This is a genomic window from Pseudomonas sp. ARP3 (genome assembly GCF_001029595.1).
Lineage (GTDB): Bacteria > Pseudomonadota > Gammaproteobacteria > Pseudomonadales > Pseudomonadaceae > Aquipseudomonas > Aquipseudomonas rhodesiae.
This window is the reverse complement of the sequence record NZ_LEKF01000005.1, coordinates 94,761-120,684: the sequence shown is the minus strand read 5'-3', so window position 1 is coordinate 120,684 and position 25,924 is coordinate 94,761. Positions and strand designations below refer to the sequence as shown.

Here is a 25,924-nt window from a genome sequence, read left to right as displayed (position 1 = left end):
CTCTCCCACACATTAATTAAATGACAGAAAGTTTTGCCGGATCGGTTTATCGAGGGTAAGTTGCGCGCCGGTTTTGTTGCCGGGCAACAACTTTGGGCCCAACTATTTAAGAGGACCTCCACTTGCCAATTTCTTTATTTCGCAAAGCCATGCTGCTGAGTGCAGGTATCACGCTGGCTATCAGCGTGCAGGCTGCACCGACCGTGCATATTTATAACTGGTCGGATTACATCGGCACCGACACCCTGGCCGACTTCGAGAAGGCGAGCGGCATCAAGCCTGTGTACGACGTGTTCGACTCCAATGAAACCCTGGAAGGCAAATTGCTGGCCGGGCACACCGGCTACGACGTGGTGGTGCCGTCCAATCACTTCCTCGGCAAGCAGATCAAGGCCGGGGCGTTCCAGAAGCTCGATAAATCGTTGCTGACCAATTACGCCAACCTCGACCCGGCACTGCTCAAGCGCCTGGAAAAGAACGACCCGGGCAACCAGTACGCCGTGCCGTACCTGTGGGGCACCAATGGCATCGGCTATAACGTCGACAAAGTCAAAGAAGTGCTGGGCGTCGACCATATCGACTCCTGGGCCGTACTGTTCGAACCGGAAAACATGAAAAAACTGGCCACCTGTGGTGTGTCGTTCATGGATTCGGCGGATGAAATGCTGCCCGCGGTGCTCAACTACATGGGCCTGAACCCCAACAGCACCAACCCGGAAGACTACAAAAAGGCCGAAGCAAAGCTGCTGAAAGTGCGGCCCTACGTGACCTACTTCCACTCATCCAAATACATCTCTGACCTGGCCAACGGCAATATCTGCGTGGCCGCCGGGTTCTCTGGCGATGTGTTCCAGGCCAAGGCTCGCGCAAGCGAGGCGGGCAAAGGCGTGAACATCGCCTACGTCATTCCGAAAGAAGGCGGCAACCTGTGGTTCGACGTGCTGGCCATCCCTAAGGACGCCACCAACGTCAAGGAGGCCCATGCCTTCATCAACTATTTGCTGCAACCTGAGGTCATCGCCCAGGTCAGCGACGTCGTCGGTTACGCCAACCCTAACCCAGGGGCGGACAAGCTGATGGAGCAATCGATACGCACCGACGAAGCGGTTTACCCACCGCAGGCGGTTCTCGACCGGACATTCGTCAACTTCGAGCTACCCCCGAAGGTGCAGCGTTTAATGACCCGTAGCTGGACCAAGGTCAAGACGGGCAAATAAGGCACAACTTTCCTGGGTTCGCCCGCCTCGGGTGAACCGCAGTCTATTTTTTTGGGAGTTTCGTAAATGGCAGTTGCCTCCGGCGCCTATAAGAAAGCCCTCGAGGGCGACCAGACACCGAAAAAGGTGCTGGTCAAAATCGACCGGGTCACGAAGAAGTTCGACGAGACGATTGCCGTGGACGATGTGTCCCTGGAAATCAAGAAAGGCGAGATCTTCGCCTTGCTCGGCGGTTCGGGTTCGGGCAAATCCACCTTGCTGCGCATGCTCGCGGGCTTCGAACGGCCAACGGAAGGCCGCATCTACCTCGACGGTGTGGACATCACCGATATGCCGCCCTATGAGCGGCCGATCAACATGATGTTCCAGTCCTATGCGCTGTTCCCGCACATGACCGTGGCGCAGAACATCGCCTTCGGTCTGCAACAGGACAAGATTCCCAAGGCCGAGATCGACGCCCGCGTGGCCGAGATGCTCAAGCTGGTGCAGATGAGCCAGTACGCCAAGCGCAAGCCGCATCAGTTGTCCGGCGGCCAACGCCAGCGCGTGGCCCTGGCCCGCTCCTTGGCCAAGCGCCCGAAGCTGTTGCTGCTCGATGAGCCTATGGGCGCCCTGGACAAAAAACTGCGTTCGCAGATGCAACTGGAGCTGGTGGAAATCATCGAACGCGTCGGCGTGACCTGCGTGATGGTGACCCACGACCAGGAAGAGGCCATGACCATGGCCGAGCGCATCGCAATCATGCACCTGGGCTGGATCGCCCAGATCGGCAGCCCGATCGATATCTATGAAACCCCCACCAGCCGCCTGGTGTGCGAGTTCATCGGCAACGTCAACATCTTCGACACCCAAGTGGTGGACGACGCCGAAGGCCACGCGGTGCTCAAGTGCGCTGATCTGGACCGCGACATTTACGTAGGCTACGGCATTGCCACCTCGGTGGAAGACAAGTCGGTGACCTACGCCATCCGCCCGGAAAAACTGCTGGTCACCACCGAAATGCCGACCTGCGAACACAACTGGTCCAGCGGCAAGGTCCACGACATCGCCTACCTGGGCGGCCACTCGGTGTTCTACGTGGAGCTGCCGAGCGGCAAGCTGGTGCAGTCCTTCGTGGCCAACGCCGAGCGCCGTGGCCAGCGCCCCACCTGGGGTGATCAGGTTTACGTCTGGTGGGAAGACGACAGCGGCGTGGTACTTCGCTCATGAACATGAAGAAGCTCAAGCGGCGCTTGCTCCGCATCGTCCCCAGCGGCAAGCAGGTGGTCATCGGGATTCCATTCCTGTGGCTGTTCCTGTTCTTCGCCCTGCCGTTTTTCATCGTGCTGAAAATCAGCTTTGCCGAAGCCGATGTAGCGATCCCTCCGTACACCGAGATCTACACCTTCGTTGAGCAGAAGCTGCAGTTGGTGCTCAACCTGGCCAACTACGCGATGCTTGGCGACGACGAGTTGTACATCGCCGCGTACCTGGGCTCGCTGAAAATGGCGTTCTTCAGCACGCTGCTGTGCCTGCTGATCGGTTACCCGATGGCCTACGCCATCGCCAGCGCGCGCAAAGAGATGCAGACCGTGCTGGTGCTGCTGATCATGATGCCGACCTGGACCGCGATCCTGATCCGCGTGTATGCGTGGATGGGCATCCTCAGCAACAACGGCTTGCTCAACGGATTCCTGATGTCCATCGGGCTGATCAGCGAACCGTTGCAGATCCTCAACACCAACATCGCGGTGTACATCGGCGTGGTCTATTCCTACCTGCCGTTCATGATCCTGCCGCTGTACGCCAACCTGGTGAAGCACGATCAGAGCCTGCTGGAAGCCGCGTCTGATCTGGGTTCGAGCACCTTCAACAGCTTCTGGAAGATCACCGTGCCGCTGTCCAAGAACGGCATCATCGCTGGCTGCATGCTGGTCTTCATTCCGGTGGTGGGCGAGTTCGTGATCCCTGAACTGCTGGGCGGCCCGGAAACCCTGATGATCGGTAAAGTGTTGTGGCAGGAATTCTTCAATAACCGTGACTGGCCGGTGGCCTCTGCACTGGCGGTGGTGATGCTGGCGATCCTGATCGTGCCGATCATCCTGTTCAACCGCAGCCAAGCCAAAGAGATGGAGGGCAAGATATGAAGCGCTTCAGTTTCTCAAGCTTCATGCTGGTGGCGGGGTTGCTGTTCATCTACCTGCCGATGCTGATTCTGGTGATCTACTCGTTCAACGAATCCAAACTCGTGACGGTGTGGGGCGGCTGGTCGATCAAGTGGTACGTGGGCCTGTTGGATAACACCCAATTGATGGGCTCGGTGGCCCGCTCCCTGGAAATCGCCTGCTACACCGCAATCGCTGCGGTGGCGCTGGGCACCCTGGCGGCCTTTGTGCTTACGCGCATCAGTCACTTCAAGGGCCGCACGCTGTTCGGCGGCCTCGTGACCGCGCCACTGGTGATGCCGGAAGTGATCACCGGTCTGTCGCTGTTGCTGCTGTTCGTGGCCATGGCGCAGATGATCGGCTGGCCCCAGGAGCGTGGCATCGTCACCATCTGGATCGCCCACACCACGTTCTGTGCCGCGTATGTGGCGGTGGTGGTGTCGGCGCGCTTGCGTGAGCTGGACCTGTCGATCGAAGAAGCGGCGATGGACCTGGGCGCGCGGCCGTGGAAGGTGTTCTTCCTGATCACCATCCCGATGATCGCGCCGTCATTGGCGGCGGGCGGCATGATGTCGTTCGCGTTGTCCCTGGATGACCTGGTACTCGCCAGCTTCGTGTCGGGCCCAGGCTCCACGACCCTGCCGATGGAAGTGTTCTCGGCCGTACGTCTGGGGGTTAAGCCCGAGATCAATGCCGTGGCCAGCCTGATTCTGCTGGCAGTGTCGCTGGTGACCTTCCTGGTGTGGTTCTTCAGCAGGCGTGCCGAAGAGATGCGCAAGAAGGCCATCCAACAAGCCATCGAAGAGGCCGCCGCCGACGGCTGGCAGCAACCGGACAAGCGCCGCGCGCCAGCACCGGTCTAAAGATCTACGCGATCCAAATGTGGGAGGGGGCTTGCCCCCGATAGCGGTGAATCAGTCAACAGATGCAGTGACTGACCCACTGCTATCGGGGGCAAGCACCCTCCCACTTTTTTGCCCGCGCTACAGGCCGTTATCGAGCGGGCAATAGCTTCAGCGTGCCGCGGGTATTGGCCGTGACTTCTTCATCGCTCAAATGCGCCTGCTCATAGCCCCCTTCGATATAGGTCTCGGCCTGGTCGCCGTAATGCTTGTCGAACGGCACGCCGCTTTGCCCCACGGGATTGATGGTCAGGGCGTGGGCTACATCGGCGAAGTCGATCAGGCGGCGGGTGGATGGGCCGTACGTCACTGGCCAGGGCGCCGGGCCGATGGCAGCGGATTGGTTATTCGGCACTTCATGGGTGCCCGGTGCGGGGAACGGGCCGACGTTGAATACCCTATCCAGTGGCTTCTGCATGCCCAGCGGATGACCGTGGGTCAACGTATGCGCCTTGCCCCATTGCCACTGGTTCGGGTCGTCGCCGAGGGTGGCCTTGAGGTGGGCGAGGCTGCTGTCCCAGGCGAGCTTGACGGTGTCGGTGCGTTTGCCGCCCCACCAGGGCGAGTCCGCAGCGGCTGCCAGGCGTGGCAAGGCAGCGTCGATCACGCGGGTGCTGATCAGGGTCTTGAACATCGCGTCGCCGAGTTTGGGGTGGAAGGCCGCATCGGCGAGGTTGAACAGGAACTGGTTGAACAGCGTGGCGCTGATGGAATCCAGCGGGTAGTCGCCTTTCCAGTTGGCCAGTTGATCCACCAGCTTAAGTTGCGCCGGGTCCTTGACCACCTCACGCAGCACTGGCAGCAGCGGTGCCAGCAGGCGTGGGCCGAACGCGGTGGTGGTGCCCAGTTGCAAGGCTTGGCTGTTGGTCACGTCCCACTTCACTCGGGCGTCGCTCAACTGGGCGTTCAACTGCTGGCCACGGTCGGCCAGGTTGTAATAACCGGGGATTTCCATGCCCGTAGGCGACGCTGGCTGGGCGTTGGCAGAGACCACATAGCCGCGCGCCGGGTTTTCTTCCTGAGGGTTGGCGCTGAAGGGGTAGAAGCCAAGTTTGTCGGCCTGGGTGGTACTGCCGTCGAGGATAAACCCTGGGTTCACGCCTGCCGCACGAATCGGTAACTGCGCCGCCGCCCACCAGCCGATATCGCCCTTGGCATTGGCCCACACGATATTCAAGCCGGGTGCCGAGACCTTGGCCGCAGCGGCGCGGGCTTTGGCCAGCGTATCGGCGCGGTTGAGCTGGTAAAAGCCTTCAAGGATCGGGTTCTGAGTGTCGAGAAAGGCCCACCACATCGCGATGGGGGTGTTGCCTGCCGTCTCGCCAAGCACGTCATTGATGATCGGCCCATGGGGCGACTGGCGCAGGGTGAGGGTGACCGGTGCCTGGCCCTTGACCGCGATCTGTTGTTCGCTGCGGGTCAGCTCGACCCACTGACCCTGATACCAGACCTGATTGGGATTGTCCGGGTTGACCTTCTCGGCGATCAGGTCGAGGTCGTCGTTCTGGAACATGGTCAGGCTCCACCCGAAATCCAGGTTATGCCCCAAGAATGCCATCGGCACCAATGCATTGTGATAGCCGTACAACTCAAAACCCGGCGCCGACAGTTGCGCCTCGTACCACACCGACGGCACGGAAAAACGGATATGCGGGTCGCCCGCCAGCAACGGTTTGCCGCTGCGGGTACGGCTGCCGCTGATGGCCCAGGCGTTGCTGCCCTCGAACTGCGGCAGGCCGTTGTCGGCCAGGGCTTGGTCGCTCAGAGCGGCGAGGGCGCCGAGGGATTGCCAGTCGCTGGCGGCCAGGTTAAGGGCGCCCTTGGGTTGCCAGTCGAGGTCGAAAACCTTCAGGTAGTCGCTGCCCAATTGATCGCGGATGTAAGTCAGCAATGGTTCGGTACGAAACGCGGCAGCAAAGCTGTAGGCCATATACCCGGCCACGCTGATGGTGTCTTCAGCCGTGAAGGGCCGCTTGGGGATGCCCAGCACGTCGAACTCCATCGGGCTGGCGTGGCTGTCCTGATACTGGTTGATTCCATCCAGATAGGCTTGCAGCGCCTTCCAGTGCGCCGATGCATGATCCAGCTGCGCCACATAGGTCGCGGCGCGGTCGCGGATGCGCAGGCTGCGGAACAGTTTGTCGGTGTCGACCACCTTGGGGCCCAGCACTTCGGCGAGTTCGCCACGGGCCAGGCGGCGCATGATCTCCATCTGAAACAGCCGGTCCTGGGCGTGCACATAGCCCAGGGCGCGATACAGATCGGTTTCGTTCTCGGCACGGATATGCGGCACGCCACGGTCGTCATAGCGCACGGTGACCGAGCCTTGCAGATGGGCCAGTGTCACCGTGCCCTGGCGCGTGGGTTGTTTGCTGTACACATACCAACCGGCGCCGAGAGCGAGCAGCACCACTACAGCCGCGAGAGCCTGCAAGACGCGCTTCATGAAGAGTCCTTACCAAGAATGGGGTGGCGGCCTACGGCCCGGTTGACCACGAACAATAGCAGCCCACCGCCAGGGTGTGCGTGGCATTCACCTCGCGCCCGGCGTCGAGCGCTTGCAGGATCGGCTCGATAAAACTGTTGTTGGCGTTGCACGTCAGGCCCTCGCTGTAGGGCCCGAAATACGCGAGCTTGCCGCTGCGGTCCCAGATGCCCACGGCGGGGCTGGCCGGCACCTGGTCGGCACCGGGCAGGGCAGTGAGGATTTTCATCTGGCGCAGGTTGTCCGGTAATTGGCCATGGCTGCCGGCTTTTTGCAGGGCGTAGAACTCAACGCCTTTGGACGCGTACTGCTCGATCAGCTCGCCCAGATGTTGCTGGTTGATCACATTGCACGGGCACGCCGGGTCCCAGAAATGCACCAGGCGGATCGGGCCTGGGCCGCTGAGTTCGGCGGGCAGTTGCAGCGCATCGCCGGAAAAAACCGCCGTGTGCTCGCTGAAAGCGCGCAGATAGCGGCCCTGAAACCAGTCATACGCCGTCCACAGCACGCCGGTGCAGATAATCAGGATCAGGCTGGCGAACAGGGCGGTACGGTGGGTCTGTCGCATTCGGATCTATCCTCGCAGGTCGCGTAGCTTGCCATGCCTGCCCTGACAGATGAATATCGCAGCTCGATATTGTGAGCCTGGAAACCCTTTATGCCCGTCACCTTTGACCCGGATCATCTGCGCGACAGCTTGCGCCCCTTGTCGGATGCGCAACCGCTCAGCGCCGAGGCGCGGGTCTACCAGCGTTTTTACGGGCTGGACCTGCCCGCGCGCAAAGTGCCGGCGGTGAGTCGCCTGGGGCGCTTTGAGGTGGACGGTTTCGACGTGGTGGCGCAGGTGTGGTGGCCGCCGGTGCCGGTGGCGACGATGTTTTTGTTTCACGGCTTCTACGACCACATGGGGCTGTACCGCAACGTAGTGGACTGGGCACTGGACCAGGGCTTCGTCGTGATCGCCTGCGATTTGCCGGGGCATGGCTTGTCCAGTGGCGCGCGCGCCAGCATCGATGATTTCGCGGTATACCAAGATGTGGTTCAAGCCCTGTTCGCCCAGGCCGAGACACTGCAGCTGCCCAAGCCTTGGCACCTGTTCGGGCAAAGCACCGGCGGCGCGATCGTGGTGGATCATCTGCTGCACCACGGCGCCGAGAGCCCGGCGCAAGGCAAAGTGCTGCTGCTGTCACCGCTGGTGCGTCCGCGCGCGTGGGGCTGGTCCCAGGTCAGCTATTACCTGCTGAGGCCATTCGTCAAAGGTATTGCGCGGCGGTTCAGCGACAACTCCAACGACCCGGCCTTTCGGCCGTTCCTGGAAGCCGATCCGCTGCAGCCGCGGCAACTACCCACCGCCTGGGTGGGCGCCCTGGCGCGCTGGATCAAACGCATCGAGGCCGCCCCGCGCAGCACGCGGCGGCCGGTGATCGTGCAGGGGGAGGAAGACATGACGGTGGACTGGCAGCACAACCTGCACGTGCTGCGCGGCAAGTTCGACCGGCCCGAGGTGCTGATGCTGCCCCGTGGACGGCATCACCTGGCCAATGAGATTCCAGAGATTCGCGAAGAGTACTTCCGGTATTTGACGGACCATCTGAAATAACGCGGTGCAAGTGGGGGAGGGGGCAAGCCCCTCCCACATTTCTACTGCGTCAGGCTTGAGGTGCTCTGGCCGACTGCCAGGCCTGCGCGAATCGCCGCCAGCGCCGCCTGGTAATACGCCTTACCCTCCGGCGACTCGGCGAACGTGGCGAATTCTTCCAGCTCCGGGTCGGACAAATCGCGATAGACGTACAGCAACGTGTTGTTCAGGTCATTACCGATCTGCTGCATCAAGCGCTCACGTTGGCCATTCAACATGCCCTGGGCCTGACCGCCGCCCAGCAGGCCAGGGATCATCTGGCTGAGGCTGTCGGCCGCCACGCCGGCAATCGCCAGGCTGACCTCTGCGCCGGCCTCACGGGCGGGCAGGGCTTGGGCCAGGTGGCCGATGATCAGGCTGCGGGTGGCGTCGGCCTGGATCTTCGGCAGGCCCTGGGCGTTTTTGGCCAATTGATCGCGGCGGGTAGCGAGTAATTCGGCGGCGACGATCTTGCGCCCCAAGGGTGACTGAAAGAACGCCAGCGCTGGTGCCGGGTCCGCCAAGTGCTTGCGCAACTGCGCTTCGGCGCGCTGATCCATGGCCTGGGCGGCGAAGCGTTGGTTGCTGTTGTCCACCAGTGCCTGATACACCGCCGGCGGCAGGCTATTGCGGTAGCGCTGTTGGGCCGCCGCGAGGGCATCGGTGAAATGCGCACGTTGTTCGGCCCAGCCGGCAACCTTGTACAACTGGTCATGGCCGTCTGCCCAGGCGGGCAAAACGCAGAACATCAGCAAGGAAAAAAACAAACGACGCATATGGACTCCTGTCAGTCGGCCACTATTGTCCGTGTGGGGCGTAGGATTTGTCGAGAAATCCTGTCAGTCACATGAACTAATCTGTGTTCAGACGCTCGGCGGCTCTGTCGGATTCACAGGCGTATGGATACTATGCGCGCCATGCAAATACCCTTCGATCATCCCCTGCTGCAACGTATTGTCGACGACCTGGCCGAGAAAGGTTGGTCGCAGCAGAACGGCTTCCTGCCCCAGGCTCTGACCCTGGAACTGGCGGCTGAGTGCCGTAAACGTGCCGCCGAGGGTGAATTGGCGCCCGCGGCGGTAGGGCGCGGCCCGGCCCAGGAGATCCGCGAGGGTATTCGCGGCGACCGTATCCAGTGGCTGGAGGAGGGTGACGCCGCCGTCTGCGACACCTACATGGCGGTGATGGATAGCCTGCGCCTGGCGATGAACCGGGGGCTGTTCCTCGGCCTGGAAGATTTCGAAAGCCATTTCGCCATGTACCCGCCAGGGGCGTTTTACCTCAAACATCTGGATCGCTTTCGCGATGATGACCGGCGCATGGTCTCGGCGGTGATCTACCTGAATGACGCCTGGCTGCCCGAACACGGCGGCCAGTTGCGCATGTACCTCAAGGACGACGTCGAATACGACGTGACCCCTGTCGGCGGTTGTCTGGTGGTGTTCCTGTCCGGCGTCATCCCCCACGAAGTCATGCCCGCCACGCGCGAACGGCTGTCCCTGACCGGCTGGTTCCGTCGGCGGGGCAACGAGCCGTTCTGAGCATGCACAAGATACTGATCAGCCGCTGCCTGCTCGGGCATAAGGTGCGCTACGACGGTGGGGCCAGTGGGCCGTTCGACCAATTGGCGGCTTGGCAGGCAGAAGGGCGGGTAGTGGCGGTTTGCCCGGAAGTCGCGGGCGGCTTGCCGACGCCGCGCCCGTCTGCGGAGATTCCGGGCGGGCAGGGCATCGATGTGTGGGAAGGCCGGGCCCAGGTGCTCACCGCCGCGGGCGAAGACTTCAGCGCCGCGTTCCTCGACGGCGCGCGCCAGGCGTTGGCGCTGGTGCAGCGCTACGGCATCCGTATCGCTGTGCTCAAGGCCAATAGCCCCTCCTGCGGCAATCTGCTCACCTATGACGGTACGTTCACAGGCGTCAAAGTCAGCGGCGAAGGGGTCACGGCGGCGCTACTCAAGCGCCATGGCGTGCAGGTGTTCAGCGAGCTGGAGTTGCCCGAGGCTGCCGCCGCGCTGGCTCAGCTTTCAATCCCGACCTAATCAAAAAGGCGGGAGAGGGCTGCCAGCGCGTTGGCGTTACTGGGCGTCGCTTTCAAGCCACTTGTGGGACAGCGCCTTCAACCGCCCATCCGCCTTCACCCGCTCCAAGGCTTTGTCCAGGCTGGCCTTGAACGCCGGATTGCCCTTCTGGAACGGGATCGCCAGGTCAGGCGCCTGGTTATAGCTCTCGCTGAAATCGAACCGATCACGCAGCTCGGCAGTCATAGCGATATGGTTGATGGCCACGTCGTATTTGCCGCTTTCCACCCCTTGCAGCAAGTCAGTGTCATCGGTGGTGATGAAGGACGGGCGCACATCCATTTCCTTGGCCAGTTGCTCGCCCAGCTCCACTTCAAAGCCGGTGAGCTTGTCGCCCTCCTTGAAGTTGAACGGCGGGTGAGTGGCTTCAAGGGCGATGCGCAGTTCGCCGCGATCGTTCACATCGTCGATCAGTTCGGCATGGGCCAAAGGGCTCAGAAGAGGAAGCAGCAGTAACAGGCCAGGCGAAAAGCGCATGGTCACTCCTAGAGAATTCGAATGTGCGAGGCGCCGTTCAGCATCGCTTTGCTATGGTGTTGAGTGCCTTGGACAGCAATTTGCCGCGAAGTTGTCATAAACCTACAGATTTCACAGAAAAACTGGAGAAGCGAATGAAAGCCCTTTTGTCCCGTGCAACGATTGCCAGCCTGTTGCTGGGTGCCTCGATGTTGGCCAGCGCCGCCGACCTTCCACGTACGCCGGCGCCTGAAGGTGCCGAAGTGTTTATCGTCTCGCCGAAGGATGGCGCGACCGTCGACAAAACCTTCAAGGTCAAATTCGGCGTCAAGCACCTGGACCTGGAACCTATCGATAAGCAAGTGCCTAACGCCGGCCACCATCACCTGCTGGTCGATCAGGACGTGACGGCGCTTAAAGCCGACGAGGCGATCCCGGCCACCGCCACCTCGATCCACTTCGGCAAGGCGCAAACCGAAACCGAACTCACCCTGACCCCAGGCAAGCACACCTTGCAACTGGTGGCGGGCGACAACGTGCATCGCCAGTTCGAGCCAACGGTCGCCTCGAAAGTCATCACCGTTAACGTTAAGTAAGCGTTCTACGGACAAAAAAATGGGAGACCCCTGCGGGTCTCCCATTTTTTGTGCAGCGGTTAAAGCCTTAGAACAACACGCGGCTACGGATAGTGCCGTTGATGTGCTGCAGCTTCTCTTGCGCCAGGTCCGAGTACTCGGCGTCGACATCGATTACCACGTAGCCGACTTTCTCGTTGGTCTGCAGGAACTGACCGGAGATGTTGATGCCGTTTTCCGCGAAAACCTTGTTGATCTCGCTCATCACACCCGGAATGTTCTGGTGGATGTGCAACAGGCGGTGCTTGCCAGGGTGAGCCGGCAGGGCCACTTCCGGGAAGTTGACGGACGAGACCGACGTACCGTTGTCGCTGTACTTGACCAGCTTCTCGGCCACTTCCAGGCCGATGTTGGCCTGGGCTTCAGCGGTGGAACCGCCGATGTGCGGGGTGAGGATCACGTTGTCCAGGCCACGCAGCGGGCTTTCGAAGATGTCGTCGTTGGAGCGAGGTTCTACCGGGAATACGTCGATGGCGGCGCCGATCAGGTGCTTGTCCTTGATCGCGTCGGCCAGGGCGTCCAGCTCGACCACGGTGCCGCGCGCGGCGTTGATCAGGATGCCGCCTTTCTTAATGGCGCGGATTTCCTTCTCGCCGATCATCCACTGGGTCTCAGCGGTTTCCGGAACGTGCAGGGTCACGATGTCGGACATGCCCAGCAACTCGGTCAGGCTCGACACCTGAGTGGCGTTGCCCAGCGGCAGCTTGGTCAGGGTGTCATAGAAGAACACCTGCATGCCCAGGCCTTCAGCCAGCACCGACAACTGCGTGCCGATCGAACCGTAACCGACGATGCCCAGCTTTTTGCCGCGGATTTCGAAGGAATTGGCCGCGCTTTTGATCCAGCCGCCACGGTGGCAGGAAGCGTTCTTCTCCGGGATGCCGCGCAGCAACAGGATCGCCTCGGCCAACACCAGCTCCGCCACGGAACGGGTGTTGGAGTACGGTGCGTTGAACACCGCAATACCGCGCTCGCGTGCGGCGTTGAGGTCGACCTGGTTGGTGCCGATGCAGAAACAGCCGACCGCCACGAGTTTCTTGGCGTGATCGAAGATCTCTTCGGTCAACTGAGTGCGTGAGCGAATGCCGATAAAGTGCGCGTCGGCGATCTTTTCCTTGAGCTGGGCTTCCGGCAGAGAGCTGGTGATGTACTCAATGCTGGTGTACCCGGCGGCTTTCAGAACGTCGACAGCCGATGGGTGGACGCCTTCCAGAAGAAGGAACTTGATCTTGCTCTTATCGAGAGAAGTCTTGCTCATCTGCGTAAACCTGTATCCCGGAGAAAAATGGCAGGGAGTCGGATCACTTAAGCTGACCCGGACGGCAGGAAAGCCGTCACCGCAGAAACGCCCTTGGGCTCTGTCCTGCGGGGGCGGTATGCTAGCATATGCGCCCCGCTAAACACCTATCCTGCGACGTGAAGCGTTCTCAGGATGACCATGAATTGTTCGAGAGTTCTGTCGATGACCCATCCTGCCCTGATTGATGAGCTAAAGACCCTGGTTGAGCCCGGCAAAGTGCTGACCGACGCCGACTCCCTGGAGGCTTACGGCAAGGATTGGACCAAGCACTTCGCCCCCGCGCCGACCGCCATCGTGTTTCCCAAGACCATCGAGCAGGTGCAGGCGGTTGTGCGTTGGGCCAATGAGCGCAAGGTGGCGCTGGTGCCGTCCGGCGGGCGTACGGGGCTGTCGGCCGCAGCCGTTGCGGCTAATGGCGAAGTGGTGGTGTCTTTCGACTATATGAACCAGATCCTCGACGTAAACCTCACCGACCGCACCGCCGTGTGCCAGCCGGGCGTGGTCACCAAGCAGTTGCAGAACGTCGCCGAAGAAAACGGCCTGTACTACCCCGTGGACTTTGCATCCTCCGGTTCCAGTCAGATTGGCGGCAATATCGGCACCAATGCCGGCGGGATCAAGGTCATTCGCTATGGTATGACCCGTAACTGGGTGGCCGGCATCAAAGTCGTCACCGGCAAGGGCGACGTGCTGGAGCTGAACCGCGACCTGATCAAGAACGCCACCGGCTATGACATGCGCCAGCTGTTTATCGGCGCTGAAGGCACCCTGGGCTTTGTGGTCGAAGCCACCATGCGCCTGGACCGTGCACCGAAGAACCTCACCGCCATGGTGCTGGGCACCACCGATTTCGACTCGATCATGCCGGTGCTGCATGCCTTCCAAGGCAAGTTGGATCTGACAGCTTTCGAATTCTTCTCCGACAAGGCCCTGGCCAAAGTCCTCGGCCGTGGCGACGTGCCGGCGCCGTTCGAAACCGAGTGCCCGTTCTACGCGCTGCTGGAATTCGAAGCCACCACCGAAGAAGTCGCCAACCATGCCCTGGAAACCTTCGAGCACTGCGTCGAGCAGGGCTGGGTGCTGGACGGCGTGATGAGCCAAAGCGAAACCCAATTGCACAACCTGTGGAAACTGCGCGAGTACATCTCCGAGACCATTTCCCACTGGACGCCTTACAAGAACGATATTTCGGTGACCGTCAGCAAAGTGCCGGCGTTCTTGAAGGAAATCGACGCGATCGTCGGTGAACACTACCCGGACTTCGAGATCGTCTGGTTCGGTCACATTGGTGACGGCAACCTGCACCTGAACATCCTCAAGCCGGAAAATCTGAGCAAGGATGAGTTCTTCGCCAAGTGCGCCACCGTCAACAAGTGGGTCTTTGAAACCGTCGAGAAATACAACGGTTCGATCTCCGCCGAGCACGGCGTGGGTATGACCAAACGCGACTACCTGACCTACAGCCGTTCGCCAGTTGAAATCGAATACATGAAAGCCGTCAAAGCGGTATTCGACCCGAACGGGATCATGAACCCCGGCAAGATCTTCGCTGTTTAAACCGCCCCTGAAGGAGTCGTTTCATGAGCTACCAGCACAAGTATGTCGACGGCACCAATATCCACTTTCCTGTGGGGAAAGTGGTGTGTATTGGGCGCAATTACGCCGAACATGCCAAGGAACTGGATAACCCGGTGCCGACCGAACCTTTGCTGTTCATCAAGCCGGGCAGTTGCGTGGTGCCGTTGGAAGGCGGTTTCGCTATTCCCGCAGAACGTGGTTCGGTGCACTACGAGGCGGAAATCGCGGTGTTGATCGGCAAACCATTGTCGGCCAAGCCTAGCCGTGAAGAAGTGCTGGATGCCATTTCCGGCTTCGCCCCGGCGTTGGATCTGACCCTGCGCGACAAGCAGGCCGAACTGAAAGCCAAGGGTTTGCCGTGGGAGATCGCCAAGTCGTTCGACGGCGCGGCGGTGATTGCGCCCTTCGTGGTCGGCAGCACCTTCCCGGACCTGACCAACATCGGCATTCGCCTGACCATCAATGGCGAACTGCGCCAGGACGGTAACAGCGCGCAGATGCTCAACCCTATCGTTCCGATGATCCAGTACATGGCCGGCTGCTTCTCGCTGCAGGCGGGGGATGTGATCCTCACCGGCACCCCGGCCGGCGTAGGCCCGTTGAATGCAGGCGATGAACTGGTGCTGGAATTGCCGGGCGTAAGTCGCTTCGAAAGCGTCGTCCGCTAAGAGCGCCGTAGGAGGGGGGGCTTGCCCCCTTCTATAAAAGGGGGCGAGCACGTCTCACATAGCGACTTTTGCATTTTTTTCACACGCGATCCGGATAATCTTCAGACCCCAGCACGCGAGCCCATTGATCCTGTGCTAATTCCCTACTCACTCCTCGGAAAAGCGCTCAATGGCCGTGCCTCTGCCCTCTGCAACATCCAAGCCCCGCTCCCGCTCCCGCTTCGCCCTGCGCTGGTATTCCTGGCTGTTTCTGGTTGGGGCGGTGGTGTATGGCGTGGCGTGGGCGATGCATTGGGACGATCGCGGTGTGCTGTGGGTGCTGGAGCGATTTGAAAGCCCTGCCGAGCGCAAGGAAAGTGTCTGGCTGCCGGACTATCAGGCGGTGATCGATGCCAAGGTGCTGCCGGGCATGGAAAAAGACGAAGCGTCGGACCTCACCTATAACCCACAGACCAAAACCCTGTTTTCTGTCATGGGCAAAAACGCCTTTCTTGTGGAGCTGAACCTGCAAGGCGACGTGCTGCGCAAGATGCCGCTCAACGGCTGGAGCAACCCGGAAGGCGTCACGATGCTGGAAAACGGCCTGATGGCGGTGGTCGATGAACGTCAACACACGCTGACCATCGTCAAGGTCGATGCCACGACCCAGCAGTTGAACAAAGCCGACTTTACCAGTTACGACCTGGGCCCCTCCATAGACCAGAACAAAGCGTTTGAGGCCGTAACCTGGGACAAACGCACTCAGCAACTGGTGCTCGGTGAAGAGCGTCCACCGGCATTGTTCACCTGGAAAAGCGACGGCAGCCAGACCCTGACTGGCGATAAACAAAAGCTGGCTAGCAAAGAGTTGGACATGCGCAATCTCTCGGCTCTGGCCATCGATTCGCGCACGGGCCACATGCTGGCGTTATCGGCCGATTCTCACTTATTGCTGGAGCTGGATGAAAAGGGCGAGCAGGTGAGCTTCATGACCTTGCTCGGTGGCTTCAACGGCCTCAAGGACACGATTCCGCGAGCCGAAGGGGTGACCATGGACGAGGACGGCAACCTGTACGTGGTGAGCGAGCCGAACCTGTTCTATCGTTTCGAAAAGCAGAAATAGCTGGCGAAATACGTCGGATATTTCTCTTTCAACGGCATTCGTCAGACAGTGGGGCGCGTTTAAGTTTAAATTCAGACCGGCGTGATATTTATTCGCCACTTTTTGACTTTGAGCTCGCCCAATGCGTCGACTTGCCCGCCCTAAACCTATTCTTTTGATGATTGCGCTGGTCATCGTGATCAGCGCCGTCGCTGTTGCGCAGTACTTCCGTCTCTTTGAGCGCGCCTGGTTCAACTGGCAGGCGTGGCGCCAGCCCACCAATGAGCAATCCATTGGCCTGGCGGATTACCGCGTGGTGCTGGAGGCGCAGGTGATTGAGGGGTTGGATGATGACGTGTCGGCCCTCACCTATGATCCGATCCGCAAAAGCCTGTTTACCGTGACCAATAAAAACGCCGAGCTGATCGAGCTGTCCCTGGAGGGCAAGATCCTGCGGCGTATTCCCCTGATCGGGTTTGGCGATGCCGAGGCCGTGGAGTTCATCAGCGAGAACATTTACGTCATCAGCGATGAGCGCCAGCAACGGCTGATCAAAGTACATGTGGACGATGACACCGAGTTCCTCGACGCTGCGGACGCCGAACAAATGACCTTGGGCGTGCATGTCGGCGGCAACAAGGGCTTTGAGGGCCTGGCCTATGACTCGGTAGGCAAACGTCTGTTCGTCGCCAAGGAGCGCGATCCGATGCTGATCTACGAGGTGCACGGCTTTCCTCATTTCAAACCGGAAAAAACCTACTCGGTGCATGTGATCAACAACCCCAAGCGTGACGCCGGGTTGTTTGTGCGCGACCTGTCGAGCCTGCAATACGACGAGCGCAGCGGCCATTTACTGGCGTTGTCGGATGAGTCGTTTCTGGTGCTGGAGTTGGACATCGACGGTCGCCCGTTGAGCAGTCTGTCTCTGCTCAACGGACGCCATGGTTTGAAAAAACGCGTGCCCCAGGCCGAAGGCATTGCCATGGATGACGATGGCGCGCTGTACCTGGTCAGCGAGCCGAACCTGTTCTACGTGTTCAAAAAGCCCTGATCAGAACATCCATTGCACACCCAGTGAATAGCCGGTCTGGCTGCCTTCGGTATGGCCCAGGCGGCTATTGACCTCGGCATACACCCCCAGCTGTGGGGTAATCGCCAACTGGCTGCCCAGTTGGGCGCGACCAAAATGCTTATCCACAGCGCCGAGCCGCGCGGTACGCGCCTGGCCATCGGCGCGGGCGGTCAATTGCAGATCGTCCAGGCGACCGTCGGCCAATTCCTCAACCCAGGCAATGTCGCCGTAGGGCATCAGGCTTAGGCCATGAGGCAGTGCGACGGTACCGCGTACTCGCCAACCAAGGCTGGCTTCCAGGGAGTCGAAGGATTGTTCCTCGTATTCAAGGGCGGTGCGCAGGTTTTGTTTCTCGTGGAATTTATCGATGCGTGAGTGGCTGTAGTCCAGGCCGGCGAACGGGCCGCTCTTGATTGCGCCGAGGTCAAAGTCGTAGCCGCCCAGCACCCGCGCCCCGAGCGTCAATGCGTCAGTGCTGCCGGTCAGCTGTTGATTGAGCAGGATCGGCCCACCATTGGCCTGGATCAGCAGGTTGCGCCGGCTATCGAAGCGGCTGTGGCCGATGCTCAGGTCGCCGGCCAGCCAGCTCGGCCCGCCATCGTTAAGCAGCGCATAGGCGGCAGCTTGCCAGGTGTCGCTGTCGAGTTTGCCGCGGTGCTCCAGTTTGTCGCGGCCGTTGAGGTAACTGAGGCTGGCGCCGATGTTCAGGCTCGCGCTGAGTTGGTAATCGCCCAGGGCGTGCAGGCCCACGCGCCGGGCCTCTGGGTTGGGCGCCGTGTCGAAGCCACTGTCGGGGTTGTATTCGCCGTCCACGCCAATCTCGCCGTCAAAGCTGCCGACCTCGCGGCTGGCCGATTGCAAGGTCAGCCAGCGGCGATCGTGCAGGCGCACCATCGCTTGGTGCTGGCGCTGCAGGTTGTCCTGCATATTGCGCGCGACGGCGCCGCCGGAAGCGGTCGAGGCCAGCAGGTCAGCGTTGGTCAGCTCCAGCACCAAGCGGCTGAGCAGGCGCGAATAGTCGCGCAGACGCTGGTCAATGCGCGCCTGGCCGAAGGCATCAGTGAGTACCGCTTTGTTGTCTTCAGCGGGGTCGTGCCAGGTCGAGCCGCCGGGGATTTTCGGGTTATTGGTCTGGGTATAGCCGTCCAGGTCGCCCAGTTCCCAGTTAGTGGCCTCTATATAGAGGATTGGTATGTTCAGCGCTTCGAATGCTTCGCCGTCGCTGCAGCAACCGGTGCCTGTGGGGTATTGCGGGTCGAGGCCGGGGTTGGTGAACAAAGGAATATTCAATTCCTTGGCGATCTGGAAGGTGTGCTCGCGCAATGCCGCCAGTGCGGGGTTGGCGGTGCTGTTCTGGCCGGCGTGGGCGTACATCATGTCGCCGGTGATCAGGCTGTCGAGGTTGATCATCGCCAGCATATTCGCGCGCTGGCTGGCGCTCAGCGAGTCGACGAACGCCCGGGAGCCGCGCAAGCCTTCTTCTTCCGCGCCGAAACCGACAACCTGCAGGCCGTTTTCCAGCTGCAGACCGCCCAGGTTCTTCGCCACTTCGGTCAGCACACTGGCGCCGGAACCGTTGTCATCCAGGCCTTGCAGGGTAGGGCGGCCAAAGTAAGTGTCGAAATGCGCGCCAATTACCACGTACTGCGGCCGAGTGCCGGCGGCGTAGGCCACTACGTTCTGCGAGGCGCGGCTGCCGTTGTTCCAGGTGAAGTCCTGACGGCTGATGGTGTAGGCCGTGCCCATCTGGCTTTGCATCCAGTCGGCCGCGCCGGCGAAATTGGCCGTGCCACGATACCGGCCGGGGTAATCGTTGATCAGCTTTTCCAGGGTGGTGTTGGCGTGCTCGCCGTATTCGTAGGCTGAGGCTTGCAGGGATACCAGGGCGCAGGTCGCGCCGATCGCGAAGGCGAGGGGCTTTATCACAGGGTCTTCCTTGAAGTGACGGAGTGGTTGAGCCGAGACCCTTTGCACAATGTGCGCCTCATTCCCTGGGCGATTGTGAATTGGCGCATTGTTAAACGGCGGGGTCGCGTGGTTGTAAGTTGTAACGGATTTGATACCAGCGACGGCATTGAATGTCGTGATTTGGCGCACGATTTTGGAGAGGGGTGCTGCGAAAGGTAGCGTTTTTGTTACATGAACAGGGGCTATGGGAGGAGGCTGGCTCCGTCCCACAGTCAACCTGTGCTTAAGCCTTGAGGGTTTTCACGCCTTCAGGCGTGCCCAGCAGCAGCACATCCGCCGGCCGCGCGGCGAACAGGCCATTGGTGACCACGCCGACGATGGCGTTGATCCGGGTTTCCAGCTCGACCGGGTTGGTGATCTGCATGTTGAACACATCGAGGATGATGTTGCCGTTGTCGGTCAACACGCCTTCGCGGTACACCGGGTCGCCGCCCAGCTTCACCAATTCCCGGGCTACGTGGCTGCGGGCCATGGGGATGACTTCCACCGGCAGTGGGAATGTACCGAGCACCGGCACCAGTTTGCTGGCATCGGCGATGCAGATGAAGGTCTTGGCCACGGCCGCGACGATCTTCTCGCGGGTCAGGGCTGCGCCGCCGCCTTTGATCAGGTGCAGGTGTTCGTCGCTTTCATCGGCGCCGTCGACATAGAACTCCAGGTCGCTCACGGTGTTGAGCTCATACACCGGAATGCCGTGGCCTTTGAGGCGCGCGGCGGTGGCTTCGGAGCTGGCCACGGCGCCGTCGAACGCGCCCTTGTGCTGGGCCAGCGCATCGATAAAGCAGTTGGCGGTGGAGCCGGTGCCGACGCCGACGATGCTCTTGTCGTCGAGTTTGGGAAGGATTAAATCGACGGCGGCCTGGGCCACTGCCTGTTTGAGTTGATCCTGGGTCATGCGGGCTCCGGAACGGGCGGGGAGTTATCGAGGGCGGCGAGTATACCCCAACAAAACCTCGGGATTCGTGTGGTCGTACGGCTAAAAGCCGGGTTAGACTCCTTGGCCCTGCCCAACCCGCCCAGTGATGCTTTCCGATGCTTGAACAGTACGTCAAAAAGATCCTCACCTCGCGCGTCTACGACGTTGCCGTAGAAACCCCGTTGCAGACCGCCCGCCAGCTCTCCGAGCGCTTGGGCAACAAGGTCTGGCTCAAGCGGGAAGACTTGCAGCCGGTGTTCTCGTTCAAGATTCGCGGCGCCTACAACAAGCTGACCCAACTGAGCGCCGAAGAACGTGCGCGCGGTGTGGTCACCGCCTCGGCGGGCAACCACGCCCAGGGCCTGGCCCTGGCGGCCAAGGTGCTGGGGGTCAAGGCTACTATCGTGATGCCCAAGACCACCCCCGAGATCAAGGTCGAAGGCGTGCGCTCCCGTGGCGGCAAAGTGGTGCTGCACGGCGATTCGTTCCCGGAAGCCCTGGCCTATTCGCTCAAGCTGGTCGATGAAAAAGGCTACGTCTACATTCACCCCTACGACGATCCGCACACCATTGCCGGGCAGGGCACCGTGGCGATGGAGATTCTGCGCCAGCACCCAGGGCCGCTGGACGCGATCTTCGTACCGGTGGGCGGCGGTGGCCTGATCGCGGGTATTGCGGCATACGTGAAATACCTGCGCCCGGAAATCAAGATCATCGGCGTCGAGCCGGATGACTCCAACTGCCTGCAAGCCGCGATGGCAGCGGGCGAGCGCGTGGTGTTGCCGACCGTGGGCCTGTTTGCCGATGGCGTCGCGGTGGCGCAGATCGGTCAGCATACGTTCGACATCTGCAAGGACTACGTGGATGAAGTGATCACCGTCAGCACCGACGAAATCTGCGCGGCGATCAAGGACATCTACGACGACACCCGTTCCATCACCGAGCCGGCGGGCGCGCTGGGCGTGGCGGGTATCAAGAAATACGTGGAAACCCGAGGCGTCAGCGGGCAAACCCTGGTGGCTATCGATTCCGGCGCCAACGTCAACTTCGACCGCCTGCGCCATGTGGCCGAGCGCGCCGAGCTGGGTGAAGGCCGCGAAGCGATCATCGCCGTGACCATTCCCGAGAAGCCTGGCAGCTTCAAGGCGTTCTGCGAGGCCGTGGGCAAACGCCAGATTACCGAGTTCAACTACCGCTATCACACCGGCAGCGAAGCGCACATTTTCGTCGGTGTGCAGACGCACCCAGAAAGCGACCCGCGCAGCGCCTTGATCGCCAGCCTCACCCAGCAGGGTTTTCCGGTGCTGGACCTGACCGAGAACGAATTGGCCAAGTTGCACATCCGCCATATGGTCGGTGGGCATGCGGCCAAGGTGAGCGATGAAGTGGTGTTGCGCTTCGAGTTTCCGGAGCGGCCGGGGGCCTTGTTCAACTTTCTTAACAAATTGGGCGGGCGCTGGAACATCTCAATGTTTCACTATCGCAACCACGGCGCGGCGGATGGCCGTGTGGTGGCCGGCCTGCAAGTGCCGGCGAACGAACGTCACCTGGTACCGGCGGCCCTGGCGGAAATCGGTTACCCGTACTGGGACGAAAGCGATAACCCGGCCTACAAACTGTTCCTCGGTTGAGCGACTACGCTGATTGGGGCGGCCTTTAAGGAATACGACACATGCAAACCCTGATCACCCTCAAAGTTATCCACATTGCGGCCACTGCGGTGTTGTTGCTCTGCGGCCTGGGCCTGGCGCTGTTGGCCTGGCGCAAACGCAGCGCCGGTCCGGCGGTGGTCGTGCAGCGCCCTTGGGCGTTCGTATGGTTGCTGATGGGGGTTTGCCTGCTCAGCATGCCATTTACCGGCTGGTGGCTGGTGCACCTGGTGGGCTGGCCGTTGGGGCAGACCTGGATTCTGGGCTCCAGCCTGCTCTACACCGTGGCGGCGCTGGCCTGGTTCTGGCTGGTGGCGCGGCTCAACCGGTTGCGCAAGGGCGAGGGCGGTAGCCTGAATTTCACTTTGGTGCTAGCGGTGGTCAGCCTGGTGGGGTTTGTGGCGATTGCCGGGTTGATGGGGGCCAAGCCGGTTTAACCCGTTGGATCGTGTCGCCTGTATCGGGGGCAAGCCCCCTCCCACATTTAACCGAGTCCTTGTGGGAGGGGGCTTGCCCCGATAGCGCTATCAGCTACGCAGGGTAATCACCGGCCAACCCCGCTTCTCGGCTTCGGCGCGCAAATTCGGGTCCGGGTCGACCGCCACCGGGTTCGCCACCTGCTCCAACAGCGGCAAGTCGTTCATCGAGTCGCTATAGAAGTAACTGTCTTCCAGGCTATGCCCGGTCTCTTCCAGCCAACGATTCAAGCGCGTCACCTTGCCTTCACGGAAACACGGCACATCCGTGCTGCGTCCGGTATAGCGGCCGTTTTCCATCTCGCATTCAGTGGCGATCAGGGTGTCCACGCCCAGGCGTGCGGCAATCGGCGCCGTGACGAAACGGTTGGTGGCGGTGATGATCACTAACTTGTCGCCGGCGTCGCGGTGCTTGGCCAGCAGTTCGGAGGCGCGTGGCAGCATGATCGGTTCTATGCAGTCGCGCATGTAGTCGTTATGCCAGGCGTCCAGCTGGGCCATCTCGGTGCGGCCGAGGATTTCCAGGCAGAAGTTCAGGTAAGCGGCATTGTCCAGTTGGCCGGCCAGGTAATCCTGGTAGAACTCGTCGTTGCGAGCCTTGTAGGCCACCGGGTCGAGAATCCCGCGTTCACACAGGTAATCGCCCCAGGCGTGGTCGCTGTCACCGCCGAGAAGGGTGTTGTCCAAGTCGAATAAAGCCAGGCGCATTGCAGTTACTCGCTGAAATGTCTGTAAAAAGGCGTCCAGAATACGGTCTTTTCACAAGAGTGCACATAAGCTAAGAAGCCTCGTTGCCGCTTGCGCAAGCTTTGTGGAACAATGCGGCGACATGCGTTTGCGAGGTTGTTGCCGTGATCGACCCCGATGGTTTCCGTCCAAATGTCGGGATTATTCTTACGAATGATGCCGGACAGGTGCTATGGGCTCGCCGAATCAACCAAGATGCCTGGCAGTTTCCTCAGGGCGGAATCAACCCCGACGAAACCCCTGAAGACGCCTTGTACCGTGAGTTGAACGAAGAAGTCGGCCTTGAGCGCGAAGATGTGCAAATTCTGGCCTGTACCCGTGGCTGGTTGCGCTATCGTTTGCCGCAACGCCTGGTGCGTACCCACAGCCAACCGCTGTGCATCGGCCAGAAGCAGAAATGGTTTCTCCTGCGCCTGATCTCCAATGAGCAGCGGGTGCGGATGGATTTGACCGGTAAACCGGAGTTCGATGGCTGGCGTTGGGTCAGTTATTGGTACCCGCTGGGCCAGGTGGTGACATTCAAGCGCGAAGTTTATCGTCGCGCTCTCAAAGAGCTTGCCCCGCGCCTTTTAGCGCGCGACTGACGACGGAGTTCGACCCCGAGCCATGCTCAATACGCTGCGCAAGATCGTCCAGGAAGTTAACTCCGCCAAGGATCTCAAGGCGGCGTTGGGGATTATTGTGTTGCGCGTCAAGGAAGCCATGGGCAGCCAGGTCTGCTCGGTTTACCTGCTGGACCCCGAGACCAACCGTTTTGTGCTGATGGCCACCGAGGGCTTGAACAAGCGCTCCATCGGCAAGGTCAGCATGGCGCCCAATGAAGGTCTGGTTGGCTTGGTGGGGACGCGTGAAGAACCCCTGAACCTTGAACATGCGGCCGATCACCCGCGTTATCGCTACTTTGCCGAAACCGGCGAAGAGCGCTACGCCTCATTTCTCGGCGCACCCATCATTCACCACCGCCGCGTTGTCGGCGTGCTGGTCATTCAACAGAAAGAACGCCGCCAGTTCGACGAAGGTGAAGAAGCCTTCCTCGTGACCATGAGCGCGCAATTGGCCGGGGTTATCGCCCACGCCGAGGCCACCGGTTCCATCCGTGGCCTGGGCCGTCAGGGCAAGGGTATTCAGGAAGCCAAGTTCGTCGGCGTGCCGGGTTCGCCAGGTGCTGCTGTGGGTACGGCGGTGGTCATGCTGCCGCCGGCCGACCTCGATGTGGTGCCGGACAAAACCATCACCGACATCGACGCCGAAATCAAACTGTTCAAGACCGCCCTCGAAGGCGTGCGCGCCGACATGCGCAACCTCTCGAACAAACTGGCCACCCAATTGCGCCCCGAAGAGCGGGCGCTGTTCGAGGTGTACCAGATGATGCTTGACGACGCGTCCCTCGGGAACGAAGTCAAGACCGTGATCAAGACCGGCCAGTGGGCCCAGGGCGCGTTGCGTCAGGTGGTCAGCGATCACGTCAACCGTTTTGAAATGATGGACGATGCCTACCTGCGCGAGCGCGCCTCGGATGTGCGTGACCTCGGTCGCCGTCTGCTGGCCTACTTGCAGGAAGATCGCAGCACCAACCTGGTCTACCCCGACAACACCATCCTGATCAGTGAAGAACTGACCGCCACCATGCTCGGCGAAGTACCGGAAGGCAAACTGGTGGGCCTGGTGTCGGTACTCGGTTCGGGTAACTCCCACGTCGCGATCCTGGCCCGCGCCATGGGCATTCCGACGGTGATGGGCCTGGTGGACCTGCCGTATTCCAAAGTCGACGGCATCGACATGATCGTCGACGGCCATCGCGGCGAAGTCTTTACCAACCCCAGCGAAGTGCTGCGCAAGCAATATGCCGAGGTGGTGGAAGAAGAGAAGCAATTGGCGCTGGGCCTCGATTCCCTGCGCGAGTTGCCGTGTGTGACCCTCGACGGCCACCGCGTGCCGCTGCTGGTCAACACGGGCTTGCTGGCCGACGTGGCCCGCGCGCAACAGCGAGGCGCCGAAGGCGTGGGGCTGTACCGCACCGAAGTGCCGTTCATGATCAACCAGCGTTTCCCGAGCGAGAAGGAACAGCTGGCGATCTATCGTGAGCAGTTGGCGGCGTTCCACCCGTTGCCGGTGACCATGCGCAGCCTGGATATCGGCGGCGACAAGTCGCTGTCGTACTTCCCGATCAAGGAAGACAACCCGTTCCTCGGCTGGCGCGGTATTCGCGTGACCCTCGACCATCCTGAGATTTTCCTGGTGCAGACCCGCGCCATGCTCAAGGCCAGCGAGGGCCTGAACAACCTGCGTATTCTGTTGCCGATGATCTCCGGCACCCACGAGCTGGAAGAAGCGTTGCACCTGATCCACCGGGCCTGGGGTGAAGTGCGCGACGAAGGCGCCGACGTACCGATGCCGCCGATTGGCGTGATGATCGAAATCCCGGCAGCGGTGTACCAGGCCAAGGAGCTGGCGCGGCAGGTGGACTTCCTGTCGGTAGGCTCCAACGATCTGACTCAGTACTTGCTGGCCGTGGACCGCAACAACCCTCGGGTTGCCGACCTGTACGACTACCTGCACCCGGCCGTGCTGCAAGCCTTGCAGCATGTGGTTCGCGACGCCCATGCCGAAGGCAAACCAGTGAGTATCTGCGGCGAAATGGCCGGCGACCCGGCAGCGGCAGTGCTGTTGATGGCGATGGGTTTTGACAGCTTGTCGATGAACGCCACCAACCTGCCGAAAGTGAAGTGGCTGCTGCGTCAGGTCAACCTGAGCATGGCCAAGGATCTGCTGGCGGAAGTGATGACCATCGACAACCCGCAAGTTATCCACAGCTCGCTGCAATTGGCCCTGAAAAACCTGGGGCTGACGCGGATGATCAATCCGGCTTCGGCGAAAACCCTATAACGCTGACACCGATCAGAATTGTGAGAGGGGCTTGCTCCCTCCCACACCG

Annotated in this window: 24 protein-coding genes; 16 read left to right on the top strand and 8 right to left on the bottom strand. The window is 60.8% G+C overall.

Translation table 11 applies throughout. The annotated features are described in order from the left end of the window. Positions 1 to 122 precede the first annotated feature (122 nt). From ABX75_RS08190 to ABX75_RS08175, 4 genes are all read left to right on the top strand, one after another. Positions 123 to 1,217: a polyamine ABC transporter substrate-binding protein gene (locus ABX75_RS08190; RefSeq protein WP_034101356.1), complete on the top strand. Its 1,095-nt coding sequence runs from the start codon at positions 123 to 125 to the stop codon at positions 1,215 to 1,217. Positions 1,218 to 1,283: 66 nt separating this feature from the next. Then, entirely contained in the window at positions 1,284 to 2,426 is a 1,143-nt protein-coding gene (locus ABX75_RS08185) for an ABC transporter ATP-binding protein (RefSeq protein ID WP_034101355.1), read from the top strand. Next, a complete protein-coding gene (locus ABX75_RS08180; protein ID WP_034101353.1) occupies positions 2,423 to 3,343 on the top strand; it encodes an ABC transporter permease subunit in 921 nt (306 codons plus the stop codon). The genes ABX75_RS08185 and ABX75_RS08180 overlap by 4 nt, the downstream gene beginning before the upstream one ends. Continuing rightward, on the top strand, positions 3,340 to 4,224 hold the full coding sequence (locus ABX75_RS08175; RefSeq protein WP_034101352.1) for an ABC transporter permease subunit: 885 nt from the start codon (positions 3,340 to 3,342) through the stop codon (positions 4,222 to 4,224). The genes ABX75_RS08180 and ABX75_RS08175 overlap by 4 nt, the downstream gene beginning before the upstream one ends. A 130-nt stretch (positions 4,225 to 4,354) precedes the next feature. Here ABX75_RS08175 and ABX75_RS08170 read toward each other — a convergent pair whose 3' ends face one another. Together ABX75_RS08170 and ABX75_RS08165 are read right to left on the bottom strand one after the other, a co-directional pair. Further along, positions 4,355 to 6,709, bottom strand: a complete 2,355-nt coding sequence (locus tag ABX75_RS08170; protein ID WP_047881739.1) for a penicillin acylase family protein — start codon at positions 6,707 to 6,709, stop codon at positions 4,355 to 4,357. A gap of 31 nt (positions 6,710 to 6,740) precedes the next feature. Further along, the gene (locus ABX75_RS08165) at positions 6,741 to 7,316 is read right to left on the bottom strand and encodes a DUF6436 domain-containing protein (RefSeq protein WP_034101350.1); all 576 of its coding nucleotides are present in this window, start codon (positions 7,314 to 7,316) and stop codon (positions 6,741 to 6,743) included. A 90-nt stretch (positions 7,317 to 7,406) separates the two neighbouring features. Between ABX75_RS08165 and ABX75_RS08160 the strand changes: the two genes are divergently transcribed. Beyond that, complete coding sequence (locus ABX75_RS08160; protein WP_047881738.1) at positions 7,407 to 8,348, top strand: alpha/beta hydrolase; 942 nt, start codon at positions 7,407 to 7,409, stop codon at positions 8,346 to 8,348. Between the two features lie 41 nt (positions 8,349 to 8,389). On the opposite strand, the gene ABX75_RS08155 is transcribed toward ABX75_RS08160, so the two are convergent. Beyond that, positions 8,390 to 9,142 (bottom strand): DUF2059 domain-containing protein, encoded by a 753-nt coding sequence (locus ABX75_RS08155; protein ID WP_034101347.1) that lies wholly within the window; start codon positions 9,140 to 9,142, stop codon positions 8,390 to 8,392. A 132-nt stretch (positions 9,143 to 9,274) separates the two neighbouring features. On the opposite strand from ABX75_RS08155, the gene ABX75_RS08150 reads away from it, so the two are divergent. Next, positions 9,275 to 9,907, top strand: a complete 633-nt coding sequence (locus ABX75_RS08150; protein WP_047881737.1) for a 2OG-Fe(II) oxygenase — start codon at positions 9,275 to 9,277, stop codon at positions 9,905 to 9,907. A 2-nt stretch (positions 9,908 to 9,909) separates the two neighbouring features. Continuing rightward, on the top strand, positions 9,910 to 10,404 hold the full coding sequence (locus tag ABX75_RS08145) for a DUF523 domain-containing protein (protein ID WP_034115403.1): 495 nt from the start codon (positions 9,910 to 9,912) through the stop codon (positions 10,402 to 10,404). Positions 10,405 to 10,440: 36 nt separating this feature from the next. Here the strand turns inward: ABX75_RS08145 and ABX75_RS08140 are convergent, their stop codons facing one another. Continuing rightward, a complete protein-coding gene (locus tag ABX75_RS08140) occupies positions 10,441 to 10,920 on the bottom strand; it encodes a transporter substrate-binding domain-containing protein (protein ID WP_034101343.1) in 480 nt (159 codons plus the stop codon). A 134-nt stretch (positions 10,921 to 11,054) separates the two neighbouring features. Here ABX75_RS08140 and ABX75_RS08135 point away from each other — a divergent pair, with 134 nt between their 5' ends. Next, entirely contained in the window at positions 11,055 to 11,495 is a 441-nt protein-coding gene (locus ABX75_RS08135; RefSeq protein ID WP_034101341.1) for a DUF4399 domain-containing protein, read from the top strand. Between the two features lie 67 nt (positions 11,496 to 11,562). On the opposite strand, the gene serA is transcribed toward ABX75_RS08135, so the two are convergent. Then, the gene (gene serA, locus ABX75_RS08130; protein WP_034101340.1) at positions 11,563 to 12,792 is read right to left on the bottom strand and encodes a phosphoglycerate dehydrogenase; all 1,230 of its coding nucleotides are present in this window, start codon (positions 12,790 to 12,792) and stop codon (positions 11,563 to 11,565) included. Positions 12,793 to 12,996: 204 nt separating this feature from the next. On the opposite strand from serA, the gene ABX75_RS08125 reads away from it, so the two are divergent. The 4 genes from ABX75_RS08125 (at position 12,997) to ABX75_RS08110 (ending at position 17,212) form a co-directional block, all read left to right on the top strand. After that, on the top strand, positions 12,997 to 14,391 hold the full coding sequence (locus tag ABX75_RS08125; protein ID WP_034101339.1) for an FAD-binding oxidoreductase: 1,395 nt from the start codon (positions 12,997 to 12,999) through the stop codon (positions 14,389 to 14,391). 23 nt (positions 14,392 to 14,414) lie between these two features. Then, on the top strand, positions 14,415 to 15,080 hold the full coding sequence (locus tag ABX75_RS08120) for a fumarylacetoacetate hydrolase family protein (protein WP_047881736.1): 666 nt from the start codon (positions 14,415 to 14,417) through the stop codon (positions 15,078 to 15,080). A 169-nt stretch (positions 15,081 to 15,249) separates the two neighbouring features. Next, positions 15,250 to 16,182, top strand: coding sequence for an SdiA-regulated domain-containing protein (locus ABX75_RS08115; protein WP_047881735.1), 933 nt, complete (start codon positions 15,250 to 15,252; stop codon positions 16,180 to 16,182). Between the two features lie 121 nt (positions 16,183 to 16,303). Continuing rightward, complete coding sequence (locus tag ABX75_RS08110) at positions 16,304 to 17,212, top strand: SdiA-regulated domain-containing protein (RefSeq protein WP_034101335.1); 909 nt, start codon at positions 16,304 to 16,306, stop codon at positions 17,210 to 17,212. On the opposite strand, the gene ABX75_RS08105 is transcribed toward ABX75_RS08110, so the two are convergent. Continuing rightward, positions 17,213 to 19,159, bottom strand: coding sequence for an autotransporter domain-containing protein (locus tag ABX75_RS08105; RefSeq protein ID WP_034101334.1), 1,947 nt, complete (start codon positions 19,157 to 19,159; stop codon positions 17,213 to 17,215). It lies immediately after the preceding gene. Between the two features lie 265 nt (positions 19,160 to 19,424). Next, a complete protein-coding gene (gene rpiA, locus ABX75_RS08100; RefSeq protein ID WP_034101332.1) occupies positions 19,425 to 20,096 on the bottom strand; it encodes a ribose-5-phosphate isomerase RpiA in 672 nt (223 codons plus the stop codon). A 137-nt stretch (positions 20,097 to 20,233) separates the two neighbouring features. Here rpiA and ilvA point away from each other — a divergent pair, with 137 nt between their 5' ends. Beyond that, a complete protein-coding gene (gene ilvA, locus ABX75_RS08095; RefSeq protein WP_034101330.1) occupies positions 20,234 to 21,748 on the top strand; it encodes a threonine ammonia-lyase, biosynthetic in 1,515 nt (504 codons plus the stop codon). A 41-nt stretch (positions 21,749 to 21,789) separates the two neighbouring features. Continuing rightward, entirely contained in the window at positions 21,790 to 22,203 is a 414-nt protein-coding gene (locus ABX75_RS08090) for a DUF2269 family protein (RefSeq protein ID WP_034101329.1), read from the top strand. Between the two features lie 90 nt (positions 22,204 to 22,293). Here ABX75_RS08090 and ABX75_RS08085 read toward each other — a convergent pair whose 3' ends face one another. After that, complete coding sequence (locus ABX75_RS08085; RefSeq protein ID WP_034101327.1) at positions 22,294 to 22,950, bottom strand: HAD family phosphatase; 657 nt, start codon at positions 22,948 to 22,950, stop codon at positions 22,294 to 22,296. 143 nt (positions 22,951 to 23,093) lie between these two features. Here ABX75_RS08085 and ABX75_RS08080 point away from each other — a divergent pair, with 143 nt between their 5' ends. Both ABX75_RS08080 and ptsP read left to right on the top strand, forming a co-directional pair. Next, complete coding sequence (locus tag ABX75_RS08080) at positions 23,094 to 23,573, top strand: RNA pyrophosphohydrolase (protein WP_003176750.1); 480 nt, start codon at positions 23,094 to 23,096, stop codon at positions 23,571 to 23,573. Between the two features lie 22 nt (positions 23,574 to 23,595). After that, complete coding sequence (gene ptsP, locus ABX75_RS08075; protein ID WP_034101326.1) at positions 23,596 to 25,875, top strand: phosphoenolpyruvate--protein phosphotransferase; 2,280 nt, start codon at positions 23,596 to 23,598, stop codon at positions 25,873 to 25,875. Positions 25,876 to 25,924: the final 49 nt, after the last annotated feature.

Bases quoted from the DNA above. Each gene is read 5' to 3' on its own strand.
- ABX75_RS08170 (WP_047881739.1), bottom strand. From the start codon at position 6,709: ATGAAGCGCGTCTTGCAGGCTCTCGCGGCTGTAGTGGTGCTGCTCGCT.
- ABX75_RS08180 (WP_034101353.1), top strand. From the start codon at position 2,423: ATGAACATGAAGAAGCTCAAGCGGCGCTTGCTCCGCATCGTCCCCAGC.
- ABX75_RS08160 (WP_047881738.1), top strand. From the start codon at position 7,407: ATGCCCGTCACCTTTGACCCGGATCATCTGCGCGACAGCTTGCGCCCC.
- ABX75_RS08175 (WP_034101352.1), top strand. From the start codon at position 3,340: ATGAAGCGCTTCAGTTTCTCAAGCTTCATGCTGGTGGCGGGGTTGCTG.
- ABX75_RS08185 (WP_034101355.1), top strand. From the start codon at position 1,284: ATGGCAGTTGCCTCCGGCGCCTATAAGAAAGCCCTCGAGGGCGACCAG.
- ABX75_RS08115 (WP_047881735.1), top strand. From the start codon at position 15,250: ATGGCCGTGCCTCTGCCCTCTGCAACATCCAAGCCCCGCTCCCGCTCC.
- ABX75_RS08165 (WP_034101350.1), bottom strand. From the start codon at position 7,316: ATGCGACAGACCCACCGTACCGCCCTGTTCGCCAGCCTGATCCTGATT.
- ABX75_RS08145 (WP_034115403.1), top strand. From the start codon at position 9,910: ATGCACAAGATACTGATCAGCCGCTGCCTGCTCGGGCATAAGGTGCGC.
- ABX75_RS08090 (WP_034101329.1), top strand. From the start codon at position 21,790: ATGCAAACCCTGATCACCCTCAAAGTTATCCACATTGCGGCCACTGCG.
- serA (WP_034101340.1), bottom strand. From the start codon at position 12,792: ATGAGCAAGACTTCTCTCGATAAGAGCAAGATCAAGTTCCTTCTTCTG.
- ABX75_RS08125 (WP_034101339.1), top strand. From the start codon at position 12,997: ATGACCCATCCTGCCCTGATTGATGAGCTAAAGACCCTGGTTGAGCCC.
- ABX75_RS08085 (WP_034101327.1), bottom strand. From the start codon at position 22,950: ATGCGCCTGGCTTTATTCGACTTGGACAACACCCTTCTCGGCGGTGAC.
- ilvA (WP_034101330.1), top strand. From the start codon at position 20,234: ATGCTTGAACAGTACGTCAAAAAGATCCTCACCTCGCGCGTCTACGAC.
- rpiA (WP_034101332.1), bottom strand. From the start codon at position 20,096: ATGACCCAGGATCAACTCAAACAGGCAGTGGCCCAGGCCGCCGTCGAT.
- ABX75_RS08110 (WP_034101335.1), top strand. From the start codon at position 16,304: ATGCGTCGACTTGCCCGCCCTAAACCTATTCTTTTGATGATTGCGCTG.
- ABX75_RS08150 (WP_047881737.1), top strand. From the start codon at position 9,275: ATGCGCGCCATGCAAATACCCTTCGATCATCCCCTGCTGCAACGTATT.
- ABX75_RS08135 (WP_034101341.1), top strand. From the start codon at position 11,055: ATGAAAGCCCTTTTGTCCCGTGCAACGATTGCCAGCCTGTTGCTGGGT.
- ABX75_RS08140 (WP_034101343.1), bottom strand. From the start codon at position 10,920: ATGCGCTTTTCGCCTGGCCTGTTACTGCTGCTTCCTCTTCTGAGCCCT.
- ABX75_RS08120 (WP_047881736.1), top strand. From the start codon at position 14,415: ATGAGCTACCAGCACAAGTATGTCGACGGCACCAATATCCACTTTCCT.
- ptsP (WP_034101326.1), top strand. From the start codon at position 23,596: ATGCTCAATACGCTGCGCAAGATCGTCCAGGAAGTTAACTCCGCCAAG.
- ABX75_RS08155 (WP_034101347.1), bottom strand. From the start codon at position 9,142: ATGCGTCGTTTGTTTTTTTCCTTGCTGATGTTCTGCGTTTTGCCCGCC.